Source organism: Aeromonas sp. CU5 (assembly GCF_002586745.1).
Lineage (GTDB): Bacteria > Pseudomonadota > Gammaproteobacteria > Enterobacterales > Aeromonadaceae > Aeromonas > Aeromonas sobria.
Map to the genome: position 1 here is coordinate 3,232,501 of NZ_CP023817.1, position 15,639 is coordinate 3,248,139.

The 15,639-nt window shown below is 57.8% G+C and carries 11 protein-coding genes (1 of these 11 only partly in view); 4 read left to right on the forward strand and 7 right to left on the reverse strand.

Annotated features, from left to right (window positions below):
- Positions 1-764, forward strand: partial view of an NnrS family protein gene (locus tag CK911_RS14385; RefSeq protein WP_098972690.1) — the 3' portion only. The gene continues 433 nt to the left of window position 1, outside the view; only the last 764 of its 1,197 coding nucleotides appear in the window; its start codon lies beyond the left edge, outside the window; the stop codon is at positions 762-764.
- Between the two features lie 16 nt (positions 765-780).
- Here the strand turns inward: CK911_RS14385 and CK911_RS14390 are convergent, their stop codons facing one another.
- Complete coding sequence (locus CK911_RS14390; protein WP_098970781.1) at positions 781-1,350, reverse strand: helix-turn-helix domain-containing protein; 570 nt, start codon at positions 1,348-1,350, stop codon at positions 781-783.
- 119 nt (positions 1,351-1,469) lie between these two features.
- Between CK911_RS14390 and CK911_RS14395 the strand changes: the two genes are divergently transcribed.
- Together CK911_RS14395 and CK911_RS14400 are read left to right on the forward strand one after the other, a co-directional pair.
- Positions 1,470-2,630, forward strand: a complete 1,161-nt coding sequence (locus CK911_RS14395; RefSeq protein ID WP_098970783.1) for a benzoate/H(+) symporter BenE family transporter — start codon at positions 1,470-1,472, stop codon at positions 2,628-2,630.
- A 136-nt stretch (positions 2,631-2,766) separates the two neighbouring features.
- Entirely contained in the window at positions 2,767-3,831 is a 1,065-nt protein-coding gene (locus CK911_RS14400) for a DUF3103 family protein (protein ID WP_098970785.1), read from the forward strand.
- Between the two features lie 69 nt (positions 3,832-3,900).
- On the opposite strand, the gene metF is transcribed toward CK911_RS14400, so the two are convergent.
- Positions 3,901-4,791, reverse strand: coding sequence for a methylenetetrahydrofolate reductase (metF, locus tag CK911_RS14405; RefSeq protein WP_033138589.1), 891 nt, complete (start codon positions 4,789-4,791; stop codon positions 3,901-3,903).
- A 330-nt stretch (positions 4,792-5,121) separates the two neighbouring features.
- On the opposite strand from metF, the gene CK911_RS14410 reads away from it, so the two are divergent.
- Entirely contained in the window at positions 5,122-5,922 is an 801-nt protein-coding gene (locus tag CK911_RS14410) for a GNAT family N-acetyltransferase (RefSeq protein ID WP_098970788.1), read from the forward strand.
- Positions 5,923-5,996: 74 nt separating this feature from the next.
- Here the strand turns inward: CK911_RS14410 and CK911_RS14415 are convergent, their stop codons facing one another.
- From CK911_RS14415 to uvrA, 5 genes are all read right to left on the reverse strand, one after another.
- The gene (locus CK911_RS14415; protein ID WP_098970790.1) at positions 5,997-7,454 is read right to left on the reverse strand and encodes an ABC transporter substrate-binding protein; all 1,458 of its coding nucleotides are present in this window, start codon (positions 7,452-7,454) and stop codon (positions 5,997-5,999) included.
- An 8-nt stretch (positions 7,455-7,462) separates the two neighbouring features.
- The gene (locus CK911_RS14420; protein WP_098970792.1) at positions 7,463-9,442 is read right to left on the reverse strand and encodes a methyl-accepting chemotaxis protein; all 1,980 of its coding nucleotides are present in this window, start codon (positions 9,440-9,442) and stop codon (positions 7,463-7,465) included.
- A 225-nt stretch (positions 9,443-9,667) separates the two neighbouring features.
- On the reverse strand, positions 9,668-10,267 hold the full coding sequence (locus CK911_RS14425; RefSeq protein ID WP_098970794.1) for an OmpW family outer membrane protein: 600 nt from the start codon (positions 10,265-10,267) through the stop codon (positions 9,668-9,670).
- A gap of 457 nt (positions 10,268-10,724) precedes the next feature.
- Complete coding sequence (locus CK911_RS14430) at positions 10,725-12,398, reverse strand: diguanylate cyclase (protein WP_098970796.1); 1,674 nt, start codon at positions 12,396-12,398, stop codon at positions 10,725-10,727.
- Positions 12,399-12,518: 120 nt separating this feature from the next.
- The gene (uvrA, locus tag CK911_RS14435) at positions 12,519-15,347 is read right to left on the reverse strand and encodes an excinuclease ABC subunit UvrA (RefSeq protein ID WP_098970798.1); all 2,829 of its coding nucleotides are present in this window, start codon (positions 15,345-15,347) and stop codon (positions 12,519-12,521) included.
- Positions 15,348-15,639: the final 292 nt, after the last annotated feature.

Below are 15,639 nucleotides of genomic sequence, written 5' to 3' on the forward strand. Positions count from 1 at the left end.
ACCTCTTCTTCGTGCCCCTGTTACTGATACTGACCCTGCTCAATGGCGCCAGCTGGTTATGGCATGCAGAGTGGAGCACCGTTGAGCATCTGCTGATCACAACTGTGCTGTTGTTTACCACCCTGATCGCCGTGATGGGTGGAAGGGTGATTCCGTTCTTCACCACCCGAGCAACCGGTCAGGAGAAAGCAGCGCCTCTGCTCTGGCTGGAACGGGCGACGCTTGCCACACAGTGGCTTATCTTGCTGCTCTGGCTGCTGTTGCCCACCCTGTGGGTCACCAGCATATATATAGTGCCTCTATATATAGTGGCGGCGAGTTTGCAACTGTGGCGGCAACTGCGTTGGCATCTGCCCTCGACCCTTGCACATCCACTACTGTGGTCACTCCATCTCGCCTATCTGTTTATTCCCCTTGGCCTGCTCGCCCTGGCGGCACATAGCGCGGATTTGCCCATCACGCTGTCGATGGCCAGCCACCTACTCAGCGCAGGCGGCATAGGCACCATGATCCTGGGCATGATTGCGCGAGTATCCCTCGGCCATAGCGGTCGGGCCTTGCAGGTGGGGCGCAGGATCACAGTCGCATTTGCCCTGGTCATCGCTGCCGCCACAATGCGGGTGGTGATTCCGCTGTTCTGGCCTGCTTATACCCTGCATGGCTGGAACCTCAGCGCGCTTGCCTGGATCGCTGCCTATGGCCTGTTTATCTGGGTCTATACCCCGATCCTGACCCGCCCCAGAGCAGATGGCCGACCGGGTTGATGACTGCTGAACATATTCAGGGCGTTGCCACCGGATAGTGGATCAGGTTGTGAAAAATCGTCGGAGCTATGCCCAGATTGCGATAACCGTGGGGACGGTCGGCAGCAAAGCGCACCGCCTCCCCTTGCGCCAGTGAGCGCCACTCCCCTTCCACCAGCACCTCCATCATGCCGCTGATGACGATGACATGCTCGGTCACTCCCAGCTCATGGGGCTCGGATTCACGCTGGTAACCCGGCAACAGGGTCAGCTCAAGCAACTCGAAGCCAAAGCGGTTTTCATAAGGGAAGAGCGGCGCCACTTGCATGCCCTCTCCCGCTGGCTGCTGGCGAATAGCATCGGCGGTGCGATAGATCACCTCTGCCTGCGCGGCTGGCGTAGGCTCGATGAAACTGGAAAATGAGACTCGAAAACCGGTCGCAATCTTCCACAGCGTTGCCACCGTCGGGCTAGACTCTCCTCGCTCAATCTGCCCCAACATCGCCTTGCTGACACCCGTCTCGCGCGCGGCGGCATCCAGGCTCCAGCCGCGCTCGCTGCGTAGCCCCTTCAGTCGAGCGGCCAGATGCTGACTCATCTCTTGCATAACTGCCTCTTTATTACTCTTGCATGATGCGCCTTGTGCGCTATAGCGCACAGCGATATAGTCAAAACCAGATTGTACGTAATAACGCACAGTACGTCACAACGCCAAGAGGAAGTCCCATGCCCTTCGCCCTCCCCCATCTGGTTGCAGGCTTTATCGCCGTGCTGGTCGGCTACACCAGCTCCGTTATCCTGATCATCCAGGCCGCCACGGCGGCTGGCGCTGATACTGCCCAAGTCGCCTCCTGGCTCTGGACGCTGGGGATCGGTATGGGGGTGAGCTGTATCGGCCTCTCTCTCTATTACCGGATGCCCGTGCTCACAGCCTGGTCAACCCCGGGCGCGGCCCTGCTGATCACCACGCTGGGCAACTTCACCCTGGCGGAAGCCATCGGCGCCTTTGTGATCTCGTCACTACTGATCACCCTGTGTGGCATCAGCGGCTGGTTCGACCGTTTGATGAGGCATATCCCGGCTCCGCTGGCCGCCGCCATGCTCGCTGGCGTGCTGCTCAGATTCGGACTGGATCTGTTCAAGGTCGCCCCGCACGATCCCTTGCTGCTTGGCACCCTGCTGCTGGCCTTCCTGCTGGGGCGCCATCTCTGGCCCCGCTATACCATGTTGCTGGTACTGGCAGTGGGGATGCTGATCAGCAGCGTGCGGGGAGATTTGCAGCTGGGCACCCTGCACTGGCAGCTCGCCAGCCCGATCTGGACATGGCCAACCTTCTCCCTTGATGCCCTGTTTGGCATCGCACTGCCGTTATTCATTGTCACCATGACATCGCAAAACATGCCGGGGATCGCCATTTTGCGAGCCCATGGCTATCAGCCTGCCACCTCCTCGCTGATCAGCTGGACCGGCCTGACCGGCCTGCTGCTCGCCCCTTTTGGCGGCTATGCCTTCAATCTGGCCGCCATCACGGCCGCCATCTGCATGGGCAAAGAGGTCGACCCGGATATCAAGCGCCGCTGGCCTGCTGCGGTCTGGGCAGGTTGCTTTTATCTTGTAACCGGTTGTTTTGGCGCGACCGTCGCCGCCCTGTTTAGCGCCTTCCCGGCCGCGCTGATCACCTGCGTCGCCGGATTGGCCCTGCTAGGCACCATCGGCAGCAGCCTGCACTCTGCCCTGCAACAAGATGAGGCGCGGGAAGCTGCGTTGCTTACCTTCATCATTACCGCGTCCGGGATCAGCCTGCTCGGCATAGCGGCAGCCTGCTGGGGTCTGCTCGTCGGACTTGCCTTGCACTGGCTTCATTTATATCAACAAGAAAATCAATGAGACCTCAAACCGTGATGGCCGGCGCAAGATCCAGATAAATTAATTCACAGATGAAACTAATTACCCTTTAGTGGTGTCAGGGCACCACTCTTCCCGGACATGGTGCCCTGTCAGGTTCATGCAACGGAGAACAATAATGAAACATCAGGCTTTCATCATGTTGTTGGCGCTTCTGGGCGTCAGCACGGCACACGCGGCCGACACGGACAGGGAGCTGGCTCGCCAGCTCGCCCTTCAGCAGAAAAACCTGCTGCCCCTGCTGAGCAATCAGCAATACCAAAGCCCGCTTCCCAACCTGCTGCAAAAAGCCAGCCCACGCCTTAAACGGCAGGCGACCGATGCCAACCAGGCGGCCATCAGCCGGCAAGGATTGGATGGCGAGGTCAAGCAACTGATGCAGTTGCGGCTGGCCAACACCGATCAGGCCGCCGCACTGCAACAGGGCGTCGAACCGCTGGTCGCCTATGTGCCGAGTGGGGATGAGAAGAGCTGGAGCGCCATTGAAGCGTTCGACAGCGCCGGCAATCCCGTCTATCTGGATGTGGACAAGGCACCGGCCCGGCCTGTTCTGGTGGTCGAAGCCGATCCCGTCAAAGCCAAGAACGCAGGCTTGAAGGTGATGCGCAAAGCGCTGGCCGATGCGGATCTGCAAAGCGCGCCGCGAGCGGTGGCCAGCACGGCGCCGCTCAAGACCAGTATCCTGAAAAAGATCAGATTGAAGGATGATCAGGAGCCCTGGCTGCTCGGCGCAGCCGAAGTGTATGCGGTGGTCGCAGGGGTCAATCCCAGCCGGGATGAGCCTGTGGTCGATATTGTCGACATGCCCTACCTCGACTATGACAACACAGACTACACCCCCAACCAGATCCTGGTTTACTGGGATCGCTATCGCTGGGGTGCCGTCGATGTGGTGATGATGGAGCAGGATGATAACGTCAACTACAAGGAGCTGAGCGCCCTGCTGATTGAAGCTCTCAAACTCGGCTTTACTGCGGGTGGCGTGCCGGAAGCACTGCCCTTCCTCGATCTCGGCGGTCGCATCGTCAAGGCGCTACCCGACTCCTGGATGACCAATAACGACGACTATCTGGATACCTTCTACACACTGGAGCAGGATCAGGTCTATCACCAGTATCCGGGGGCTGCCGGTAATGCGGTTATCGATTTTGAGCCAAAAGAGATCGCCCCGACCAGACCTTGATAATCGGCCATAACGAAAAAGCCAATGAGCAACTCATTGGCTTTTTGCTTTTATCGCGGTGATCACTGGTCAGCCCTTGGGACGAACCCCCAGGGTATGGCAGATGGCATAGGTCAGCTCGGAGCGGTTCAGGGTATAGAAGTGGAAATCCTTCACCCCCTCCTGACTCAACACGCGCACCTGATCGATGGCGATGCTCGCCCCCACCAGATTGCGGGTCATCTGATCGTTATCCAGCCCCTCGAAACGCTGATGCATCCAGCGCGGGATCTTCACGTTGGTGAAACCGGCAAACTTGGCCAGGGTCTGGTAGTTGGAGACCGGCAGGATTCCCGGCACGATTTCGGCATCGATCCCGATGGCGGCGCAGCGATCCCGAAAGCGCAGATAAGTCTCCACATCGAAGAAGAATTGGGTAATGGCACGGTTGGCACCGGCATCGATCTTGCGCTTGAGGTTGAGCAGATCGGATTGCGCACTCTTGGCCTCCGGGTGGCCTTCCGGATAGGCGGCAACCGAGATATCGAAGTCAGCCTCTGACTTAAGCAAGGCAACCAGATCGGTGGCATACATATCCGGCTTGTCCAGCCCCTGCGGCAAGTCACCGCGCAGCGCCACGATATGACGAATGCCGCTGTTCCAGTAATCACGGGCGATGGTGCGCAGCTCGTCGCGACTGGCATCGATACAAGTCAGGTGCGGCGCAGCAATCAGGCCAGTCCGCTCCTTGATGTCCTTGATCACCTTGTGGGTGCGATCACGGGTGCCGGAGTTGGCGCCATAGGTGACGGAGACAAACTTGGGTTCCAGCACTTTCAGCCGTTCGATGGACTGCCAGAGGGTATTCTCCATCCCTTCACTGTTGGGTGGAAAAAACTCGAAACTGACCGATATATCGCCATTCAAATCAGCCAAGCTCTGGTTGAGCGCCTCAACCTGACGTGCACTGTGAAATCCCATCTACTCTTCTCCCTGTCCTGCAATCCATTTACATACGTCAAAACGGATGTTTGGACGTCTAAACGTCTTTATATTTATGGTGAAACCGGGACAAAGTCAACAGCGATTTACCTGTCGCCCAATACTGTGAATATCATATTTACATAATTAACGGTAAGTAACCGAAAAGTGCCCATCCCAAATTTGCGACAGTCGCGTTATGATGGGGCCAGATCGTCCTGGACGTTCTGAATCTGCGTGTGATTGTTTGGCCGGAGGTTTCTCCGGCCCCTTTTTCATCTATTCCTTACTCCTGCCGATAACAAAATGAGTCTTTGCAGGAGCACCATCATGGATACCCACCCCGGCTTTGCCACCGACTTGCTGTTCGATCGCTATCAGGGCGAAGTCGTTCGGCACGATCAGTTCTGGGCGGTTCGCACGCCGGATGCTCCCGACTACTACTTCGGCAACTACCTGCTACTCCCCACCCCGCCCAGCGACCGCGACAAAGGCTGGCTGGAAGCCGCATTTGATCAGCTGATCGGCCAGGATCCCAGAGTTCGCCACCGCACCTTTCAGTGGCCACTGGCAGCAGGGCAAAACAGCCGGATCGCCGGTTTTGTCGCAACGGGATACCAATATATGGAGTGCGTGGTGCTGGCACTGGATAAGCAGAGCGGCCCGCCCCCTAATAGCGACATGGACAAGGTTCAGGCTCGTCCCTTCACCATTGCTGATTGGTCTGAATGGCTCGACTTCGAACTCCATGAGCGGGATGAGGGGCACTCGGAACAGAGCTATCTCCCCTATCTGCGATCCCGCCAGGCGCTCTATCAGGCCATGATTGCCGATGGTCTCGGGGAGTGGTGGGGAATCTGGCAAGAGGGGCAACTGGCCGCCAGCTGTGGCCTCTTCTTTTGCGGCTCGCTGGGGCGTTTCCAGTTGGTACGCACTCACCAGGCGTGGCGCAACAGGGGGTTATGCCGCCAGCTGCTCAGTCAGGTGGCTCGCGCAGGATTGTCCCGCGCCAAACAGCTGATCATCGTGGCCGACGAGCACTACCATGCCCAACGAATTTATCGCTCTCTGGGATTCGCCCCGGTAGCCCGCATCGGCAGCCTCTGCCGCTGGCCGCGCGAAGCACAATAACGCCGATCACGGTGACAACCACTGATAAATAAAACGGGAGGCTGATGCCTCCCGCTTTTATTGATGCTGATGATTTATTGCTGCGGCGCTTCCAGCTCGTTGGAGAGCGCCTGCTCCACCTCAGCCGAAGGCGCCGGTAATGGCGCCGTCGCCGCGGATGCGGGCTCAGTGGGAGTAACGACTGGAGCCACCGTGGCGGGAGCCGCACTGGTCGCAGGTGCTGCCGGGACAGCCGCCGGCGCTGCAGCAGGGGCCGGGGTGACCGCATCACACTGACAATCCGCGCTCTTGGCCTTGCTGCCCTGATGAGGGGTGTACCAACCCTTCAAGCCACCTTCCAGTCGATCCGCGGCAGCCTTGGGCTCCATCTTGCCAAGCAATACCGCCTGACTCACCTCGGCCAGCTCATCCCCCAGCTTGGGCGTACCACGCGAGAGGATCTGGGTCGCCACCCGAATGGTCGAATCACACTGATCGCGCCACTCCATCATCTCTTTGGCCGCCGGATTGGTGACATCGAAGAAGTGGTTGGAGAGGGAGAAGAATCCCGGCAGCGAGTTGGTATAGAGCTCGGCAAATTGCGGCGTCGTCAGCCACTGCAGGAAGGCCATGGCCCCCTCTTTATTATTGCTGGCCGGATTCATCCCCATACCGATATCGGTGTGGTCGGTAAAGAAACAGCCATCCCCCTGTTTGGCCACCGGCGGACGCATGACGCCAAAATCGACCTTGCCGGTGAAGGGGGCAATCTCCCAGGAGCCCGCCACGTAGAAGGCTGCCTTGCCCGAGGTGAACAGCTCGTTGCTGGTCGCATAATCGCGGCTCTCGCCACCTTCACCGAGGTAGGAGCGCCAGCGCGCCAGCTCATCGAACACCTTCACATATTGCGGGTTATCCAGCCGCTCCTGCCCGCCGATCAGCGCCAGACGACCATCCTCCCCCTTCCAGTAGTTGGGACCAATGTTCTGGAAGCCCAGCTCGGAGGCGACCCAGCTCTCGGAGCCGCTCATGGCCAGCGGCACATAACGGCCATCGGCTTTGACCTTGTCCAACACCGCAAAGAACTGGTCGCGGGTTTGCGGCAGGGTGAGTCCCAACTCACTGAAAATCTTCTTGTTATAGAAGAAGCCATGGATCACCGAGGCCATCGGCACGCAGAAGGTCTGGGCGCCAGAGTCGGTCTGCCAGGGTGACTGGGCAAAACTCGGGAAGTTCTCCATCCCCGCCATTTCGGTCAGCTCGGCCAGATGGCCCGCCTTGAACAGAGCGAGCGAATCATCAAACGGACGACAGGTGATCAGATCCCCCGCCTTGCCCCCCTTAAGGCTCTCCCACAGAGTGGGCATATAGTTGACGTTTTGCACCGGGTGAAAACTCACCTTGATGCCGGGATGCGCCGCTTCAAACGCCGGGATGATCTTCTGCTCCCACAGCGCCTTGTCATCGGTTCGCCAGCTTTCAATCACCAGCTCGCTGGCCATCAGCTGGCCACACAACAGGAGACTCAGGGCTCCAATCCACTTTTTAGACATAAGCCCTCCTAGACCTTGAAATGTGCGATCAATTGCTGCTGTTTGGCGACCAGCTCTGCCAGCACTTCGCTGCTGCTGGCGGATTCGCGCGCCTCCCGCTCGGTCTCGTATGCCACATCGGCAATACCGGCGATATGACGAGCGACCCCCTGACTGACGGAGATCTGCTCCTGAGCGGCATGGGCCACCTGATCGGCCATCGCCTTGATGGCGCCCATCCGCTCGGCAATGGATTGCAGCGCCACATCCATCTCGCGGGTCTGCTCGACACAGCTTTGAGTCTGCTCCTGGCTGCGCCCCATCACCTCGACCACCTGCTTGCTGGAGCTTTGCAAGTTCTCAATCATCCTCTGGATCTCTTCGGTCGAGGTCTGGGTACGATTCGCCAGCGCCCGCACCTCATCGGCCACCACCGCGAAACCACGACCGGCATCGCCAGCACGGGCCGCTTCGATGGCGGCGTTCAACGCCAGCAGGTTGGTCTGCTCGGCAATGCTGCGGATCACATCGAGGATGCTGCCGATGTTGTTGCTGAACTCACCCAGCTTGTAGGTAATGCCGACCGCCTCTTCCATGGCGCCAGCCAGCTGCTCGGTGATCTTGCGAGTGGTCGCCACTTTCTGGCGGCCACTGCGTGCCTCGTCATCGGCCAGATCCACTTCCCGTTTGGTGCCATCGGTAGAGCGGGCCACCTCGGTGGCGCTCACTTCCAGCTCGGTAATCGCGGCGGCCACCTGATCGGTCTGGCTCTTCTGCTCCTGTACCCTGGACATGGCCCGCTCGCTGATCTCGGCGGCGCGGCTCGCCTCATCCACCAGATGGCGGGAACCCGCATTGATTTGAGAGAGCAGCTCGCCGGTCTTGCCTGCGAGCGTGTCGATGGAACGGGAGAGGTTGCCAAACTCGCAACTGCTGCGGTAGTTGATGCGGCGAGTCATGTCACCGGCCGCCATGTAGTCCAGCTCCCTGTTGATCATCTGTAACGGACGCTGAATGCTGCGCGCCGTGGTATAGCCGATCACCAGCGCCGCAGCGGCCGACATCGCGGCAACCACCAGGATCCAGAAGCTGGCACTGCTGACCGCCGCATCGGCGTTGATCCGGCTATCGCTGGCGATGGCACCGGCAGACTTACCCATCTCGTCGAGCAAATTGAGGCTGTTGGCCAGGCTGGCATCCAGCTGCTGGTTCTGGCGAGCCAGCGACAGCTCCAGTTGTTGGGCCTGACGCATGGTAGCCAGCAAACCCTGAGCACCGAGCGCCAGCTCCTGCATTCGATCCAGATTGGAGACAAAGCGCGCCTTCACATCATCAGGCACCAATACCCGTTCCAGACGCTTGCGCGCCATCTCGATGTCCTTGCTCAGCACCTTTTCCAGCTCATTCAGGTCGGTTTTGGCATCGGCACGGCGGATATTCTTCAGATCGCGGGCAATGCCGGAGGTAATGAGTTCCGCCTTGTTGCGCATGGAACGTTTGCTGGCCGTCTGTTGCAACAGCAAATCTGCCGCCCACTGGTAGGTATCCTCAAGACGAATAAATTCCATCTCCAGCTTGTGGCGCTGATCCAGCGCACTGACCCACTGCCGATGCTGGGCCAGCACCTGATCCGCCAAGCCATAGAATTGCGTGGTGGCACTCTCGACCTGCTGGAAGCGGGCGCGGGCATCCGCCACGCCGGTAAATTTACTCATCTCCTGACTCAGCTGGGCGAAGCGGTTCTGCTGCTCCTTGAACTGATTGGCCAGCTGCGGCAACCGGGCGGCATCTTCACTGGTGCGGTAGACCAGCACCCAGCGGTTACTATCCTGCAGTGCCCCCTTGAGACCCGCAACAGCCACTACCAGCGGGGTTGCCCGGTCAGATACGGCAGAGAGGCCGTCATTTATACCCTTGATTTTAAAGGTACTGATCACGCCAAGCAGGATCAGCAACAGCAGCATCAACACAAATCCGGCGATGATCCGCTGCACAATAGATAAACCCATGGAGACATCCTCACTCATTGGGGAAGGTAAAGTGAACATAGTCACTATCGGCAGGGGTAGCGAATAACTGAAATAAAGCTGTGGGTATTTAATTGATTTGTATCGGGTTGCTCACAAGTTGGAACATATAAGCCAAGCGAAAAAAGCCCGGCACAAGCCGGGCTGAAAGAGACGTACTTTGCTATCTTCCGCGTTCTTTTCAGGGCCGCGGTCAGAATCAAATCATCAGAAGCGGTAGCCTGCACCAACCATAAAGACCATTGGATCAATCTTGGCGTTGATGGTTCCCACAGATTGAGTATGAACATCAGTATCGATATCCATGATCCAAGCAGAACCGTTTACAAACCAGCGGTCGGTAATTGCCATGTCGATACCGACTTGTCCGGCAACACCCCAAGAGCTATCCAGACTGATATCGTCATTTGCCAGTGGGCCACGGCCCTTCTCGTCAAAGAAGGTGGTGTAGTTCACACCAACGCCAACGTACGGGCGCACCTTGCTTTTGGCATCACCAAAATAATATTGAGCCATCAGGGTCGGCGGCAGGTGCTTGACCTTGGCAACTTCGGTATCACCTAATTTCACAGAGTGAGAGAAAGGTGTTGCAGCCAGCAACTCAACACCGAAGTTGTCTGTCGCCATATAGGTCAGCGTTAAGCCAAGCTGCATATTGTCATTGATGGTTAGATCAATCGGGGAAGTGCTCTCTTGCGGAGAAACAAAAGCAGCACCACCACGAACCAGAATGTCGCCAGCCTGGTGAGCCATGGCGAAGGGAGAGGTCACTGCAGCGGCAATCATCAGAGGAAGTAATTTTTTCATCACGTAATCCCTTTTTTTGTTTTCATTTGATGCTGTAAGCCCGCTGACTATATGCCCTTGTGAATGTAAAGTTATTGACCTGGAGCAAATGTTGCACAGAAATAAATCGATTGCTGTGGCATCTTTGCGCACCATCTCAATCTCGCCGAATCCCCAGATAACAAGCCGCAGTGCCCACCTCGAGAGGCTGGCACTACCAGTGCCCATTGCCAAAAGCGGTAAATAAGCCACATCTTACAATCCGACAGGACGGTGATTAATTGTTGTTAACATGGGTAAACAAGCGTATTTTTGTGCCACACAAGTTATTGGGAAGTAATGGTTTATTTATGAAAAATGAGTCGAGATGGCAAAAGGTGGGGGCCTTTCTCGCGGCCGTGTGGGGAATCGGATCCTTTCTCTTTATCCTGCTCGGTTTTATTGTCGCGCTGGCTTATCTGGTATTGGTAAGACAGGGCTAATCCCGAGTTTCTGCCCGTTGCAGTTGCAGATATTGGCCCTCAGCAAGCTCGGTAGCCGTCATAACGATAGCCTCTGAGGGAAGTGACCCTATGTAGCCGCACCATTGATTTCGCCCCTCTTGCTTAGCCTGATAAAGCGCCATATCAGCCAGTTTGAAGCTGTGACTCCAGAATGAATCCGGGCACTCCGGGTGCAACGGATAGCGACAAAACCCCAACGACACCGTCAACCAGAGTGGCGCATCCTCTTTGCCAAAGCGGTGTTGCGCGACACGCTGGCGCAGATATTCAACCCGTAGGGCCAGCTCTTGCTCGTCATCCACCTGCAGCAGCAACAAGAACTCCTCCCCGCCCAGCCGGATAATTGGCTCGCTCTCTCCTGCTACCACCTTGCGCAACAAATCAGCCAACTGTTTCAACACCAGATCCCCGATGTCATGGCCCAAGCGATCATTGATCCGTTTGAAATGATCCAGATCCAGCAGCAATAACAGACAAGGCTTGGCCCAGTTGGCCTGCAGCCAGCCATCCAGATAGCGACGATTGAAGCAACGTGTCAAGGGATCGGTAAATGCAGCCAGCTCCATCTGACTGGATTTTTCCAGTAAATCATCGTGTTGCTGACTAACCTTGCAGGCCATCTCCCTGAACTTGCCGCTCAGGGTCGCCATCTCGGCGCTGCTGTCGATATAGGGGATCAAGGTGGCATCTGGCCGATCGCCAAAGCGCTGCAGCGCAGACACCAGCTGCTGCAAGGGGGTCAGCACTATCCCCTTGAGCCGGTACATGGCGATCATGACGCAGGTAAAACTGATCAACAGCATGCCAATGAAAGTCCAGAGCGCCCCCTCCATGACGCCACTCAAGATCTTTCTCTCCTCCTCAATCACCAGGGTCAACACCGGCAGGTTATCACTGTTGAGCAGTCGCACCTCTCCCCTAAGCCGTGTAAACCCAAGGTCGATCAAACGATACGTTATTTGTGGTTTCAACGGTTTGAAGGTGGCGGTGACATCCAGGTTGGCATGGGAAATTGCCAGTGGCAGCATGATGCGCTCCGATACCTGATCAAGATAGGCCTTATCGAGCCAGCGCACGACCAGCAAGAAACCGTTGAACGGGGCCGACTCGTCACTGTTTTTGATCGGCTGCCAGGAGTACATCAAGGGCCCCCACTGGGAAGCGCGGATCCCGTGCAGATTGATGCCCCCTTGCGCCACAGAGCGCTCTCTTAACTGCTTTTTCAGTTCATCAAGGAAGTAGGGAAACTGATCCGGATTGACTCCCGGCGCATCGGGCAGCAGGGTGCGAGTCCAGACCTCGTAGCCACTGAGATCCATGAAGCTCATCAAGTTGAGGCTAAAGTCCCGCATCGGCATATCATTGAACAGGTTGGATTCGACGAATGCCCTGCTTTTGTTGCCCATAAAGCGGTGGCTGTCATCCCAGATACCCCAATCCCGGCTGAATGCATCCAGAGCTGCCACATCCGCCTGCACCGCCTTGGTCACACGCAGCAGATGCTCCTTAATTCGTTGCTCTTCAATCCGGCTGGCGGCCGGGATCTGGGCCCACGCCAGCAGGATCAGCAATAGCAGGATAGCCCCCAGCCAGATTGGGAACATGGAGTAAGCCAACTGATGATCAATCGTGCGCGGAGCCTGAGCCATAACTCGATATATCCCTTACCATGACGCAGTGATGCCAGCCTGCCCGTATCACACGAGCCGCGCCTCCATGTTACCGATTTTTATAAAAAAAGGGGCCAAAGGCCCCTCGATTATAACGGCTTATCGCGTCAATAGCGGCCGCAAAAAACGTGCTGTATGAGACTCTTTATTGCCGCAGATCTCCTCTGGGGTCCCCGTCACCAGAATGCGGCCTCCACCGGCACCTCCTTCCGGCCCCAGATCGACGATCCAGTCAGCGGTTTTCACCACGTCCAGATTGTGCTCGATGATGACAATCGTGTTGCCCCGATCCCGCAGCTGGTGCAGCACCTTGAGCAGCTGCTGGATATCGTGGAAGTGCAGCCCGGTGGTCGGCTCATCCAGAATATAAAGCGTCTGACCGGTATCGCGTTTCGACAACTCCCGCGCCAGCTTGACCCGCTGCGCCTCACCGCCAGACAGGGTGGTGGCTGACTGGCCGAGCCGGATATAGGAGAGGCCCACATCCATCAAGGTCTGCAGCTTGCGCGCCACCGCCGGCACCGGGTCGAAGAATTCGCGGGCATCTTCCACTGTCATGTCGAGGATCTCGTGGATGTTCTTGCCCTTGTACTTCACCTCCAGCGTCTCGCGGTTGTAGCGCTTGCCCTTGCAGACATCACACGGCACGTAGACATCCGGCAAAAAGTGCATCTCTACCTTGATCACCCCGTCCCCCTGACAGGCCTCGCAACGGCCCCCTTTCACGTTGAAGGAGAAACGGCCGGGCTTATAACCACGGGAGCGTGCCTCCTGAGTGCCGGAAAGCAGCTCGCGGATCGGGGTGAACAGGCCGGTATAGGTGGCCGGGTTGGAGCGCGGGGTACGGCCGATGGGGCTCTGATCGATATCAACCACCTTGTCCAGATGCTCCAGCCCCTCAACACTGCGATAGGGTGCCGGCGTGGACTCGGTCGCCTTGTTCAGCTCGCGGTGGGCAATGCGGAACAGGGTGTCGTTGATCAGGGTCGACTTGCCGGAGCCGGAGACGCCGGTAACGCAGGTCATCACCCCTAGCGGCAAATCCAGATTGACGTTGCGCAGGTTGTTACCGCTCGCCCCTTTGAGCTTCAGCCACTTGCCGCTGAGCGGGGTACGTTCATCAGGGATGGCAATCTGCTTGCGGCCAGAGAGGTAGTCACCGGTCAGTGAAGCTGGATTGTCGATGATCTGCTGGGGGGTGCCCTGCGCCACAATTTCGCCGCCATGCACGCCCGCCCCCGGGCCGATATCGAGCACGTGGTCGGCGAGACGAATGGCGTCCTCGTCGTGCTCCACCACGATGACGGTGTTGCCCAGATCGCGCAGATGAGTGAGGGTCTTGAGCAGACGCTCGTTGTCGCGCTGGTGCAGGCCGATAGAGGGTTCATCGAGCACATACATGACCCCCACCAGCCCGGCACCAATCTGGCTCGCCAGTCGAATGCGCTGGGCTTCGCCGCCAGAGAGAGTTTCGGCGCTGCGTGACAGGCTCAGGTAGTTGAGACCCACATTCACCAGGAAGCCAAGCCGCTCAATGATCTCTTTGAGGATCTTCTCGGCAATCTGACCGCGCTGACCGGTCAGGTTCAGCCCCTCGAAGAAGGCGAGCGCATCGCCGATGGACTGCTCGGCGATGGCGGGCAGGTTACGGTTATCCACGAACACGTGGCGCGCCTCTTGCCGCAGTCTGCTACCGCCGCAGCTGGTACAAGATTTGTTGGCGATGTACTTGGAGAGCTCTTCGCGCACCGAGTTGGACTCGGTCTCCCGATAGCGGCGCTCCAGGTTGTGCAAGATCCCCTCAAACGGGTGCTTGCGCACCACCACGTCGCCGCGATCATTCATGTAACGGAACTCGATCTCGGTGCGAGCAGAGCCCCGCAGGATCACCTCCTGGGTCTTCGGCGGCAGATCTTCCCACGGCGTATCCAGATCGAACTTGTAGTGTTCGGAGAGGGATTTCAGCATCTGGAAATAGTAGAAGCTGCGCTTGTCCCAACCACGGATGGCGCCGTTGGCCAAACTGATGGAAGGATCACCGATCACCTTGGCCGGATCAAAATATTGCTGCACCCCGAGGCCATCACAGGTGGGGCAGGCACCGGCCGGGTTGTTGAAGGAGAAGATGCGCGGCTCCAGCTCCGACATGGAGTAGCCACACTCGGGGCAGGCAAAGTTGGCGGAGAAGGTCATGGGGGCAACCCCCTCCTCCCCGTCCATCGGCACTACCAGTACGATACCGCCGGAGAGGGTTAGCGCCGTCTCGAACGATTCGGCGAGCCGCAGCGCCAGGTCATCGCGCACCTTGAAGCGATCCACCACCACCTCGATGGTGTGCTTCTTGTGCAGCTCCAGCGTAGGAGGATCGGAAAGATCGCACACCTCGCCATCGATACGGGCACGGATGTAGCCCTGCGCCGCCAGATTTTCCAATAGCTTGCTGTGCTCCCCCTTGCGATCTCGCACCACCGGAGCCAGCAGCATCAGCTTGCTGCCCTCGGGCTGTGCCAGCACCTGATCCACCATCTGACTGATGGTCTGGGCGGCCAGTGGGATCTCGTGAGTCGGGCAGCGCGGCTCACCGACCCGGGCGAACAACAGCCGCAGATAGTCGTAAATCTCGGTAATGGTGCCGACAGTCGAGCGCGGGTTGTGGGAAGTAGACTTCTGCTCGATAGAGATGGCCGGTGAAAGCCCCTCAATATGATCGACGTCCGGCTTCTCCATCAAAGAGAGAAACTGGCGGGCATAGGCGGAGAGCGACTCCACATAGCGGCGCTGCCCTTCGGCATAGAGGGTATCGAACGCCAGCGAGGATTTGCCGGAGCCGGAGAGACCGGTCACCACGATCAGCTTGTCGCGGGGCAGGGTCAGATTGATGTTCTTGAGGTTGTGGGTGCGAGCACCCCGGACCACGATTTTTTCCATCTTGTTGCACGCTCGATACAGAAACCTGAGCGAGTCAGTATGGCATAGCGACTACTGGATGAATAGACAGGCATTATCTATCGCCATCATCCTTTTTTACGATTGGATCTGTGTCTTCATCCCCCATGCCAGAGAGACGTTCTGCCTCCTCCCCTCAACCGGCAACACCACGCGGATGAGGGTGCGCAGGGACGCATCAGCTGTTACTATTGGGGGCTAAACGTGAGCCAGGTAATAAGTGAACATCAACCTGATTGCTGCTACGGGTATAGAAAAACCATGTTGTTCAATA

What these genes read in the sequence shown, in the direction of transcription:
- CK911_RS14425 (WP_098970794.1), bottom strand. Translation starts at nt 10,267, where the DNA reads ATGAAAAAATTACTTCCTCTGATGATTGCCGCTGCAGTGACCTCTCCC.
- uvrA (WP_098970798.1), bottom strand. Translation starts at nt 15,347, where the DNA reads ATGGAAAAAATCGTGGTCCGGGGTGCTCGCACCCACAACCTCAAGAAC.
- CK911_RS14415 (WP_098970790.1), bottom strand. Translation starts at nt 7,454, where the DNA reads ATGTCTAAAAAGTGGATTGGAGCCCTGAGTCTCCTGTTGTGTGGCCAG.
- CK911_RS14410 (WP_098970788.1), top strand. Translation starts at nt 5,122, where the DNA reads ATGGATACCCACCCCGGCTTTGCCACCGACTTGCTGTTCGATCGCTAT.
- CK911_RS14430 (WP_098970796.1), bottom strand. Translation starts at nt 12,398, where the DNA reads ATGGCTCAGGCTCCGCGCACGATTGATCATCAGTTGGCTTACTCCATG.
- metF (WP_033138589.1), bottom strand. Translation starts at nt 4,791, where the DNA reads ATGGGATTTCACAGTGCACGTCAGGTTGAGGCGCTCAACCAGAGCTTG.
- CK911_RS14395 (WP_098970783.1), top strand. Translation starts at nt 1,470, where the DNA reads ATGCCCTTCGCCCTCCCCCATCTGGTTGCAGGCTTTATCGCCGTGCTG.
- CK911_RS14420 (WP_098970792.1), bottom strand. Translation starts at nt 9,442, where the DNA reads ATGGGTTTATCTATTGTGCAGCGGATCATCGCCGGATTTGTGTTGATG.
- CK911_RS14400 (WP_098970785.1), top strand. Translation starts at nt 2,767, where the DNA reads ATGAAACATCAGGCTTTCATCATGTTGTTGGCGCTTCTGGGCGTCAGC.
- CK911_RS14390 (WP_098970781.1), bottom strand. Translation starts at nt 1,350, where the DNA reads ATGCAAGAGATGAGTCAGCATCTGGCCGCTCGACTGAAGGGGCTACGC.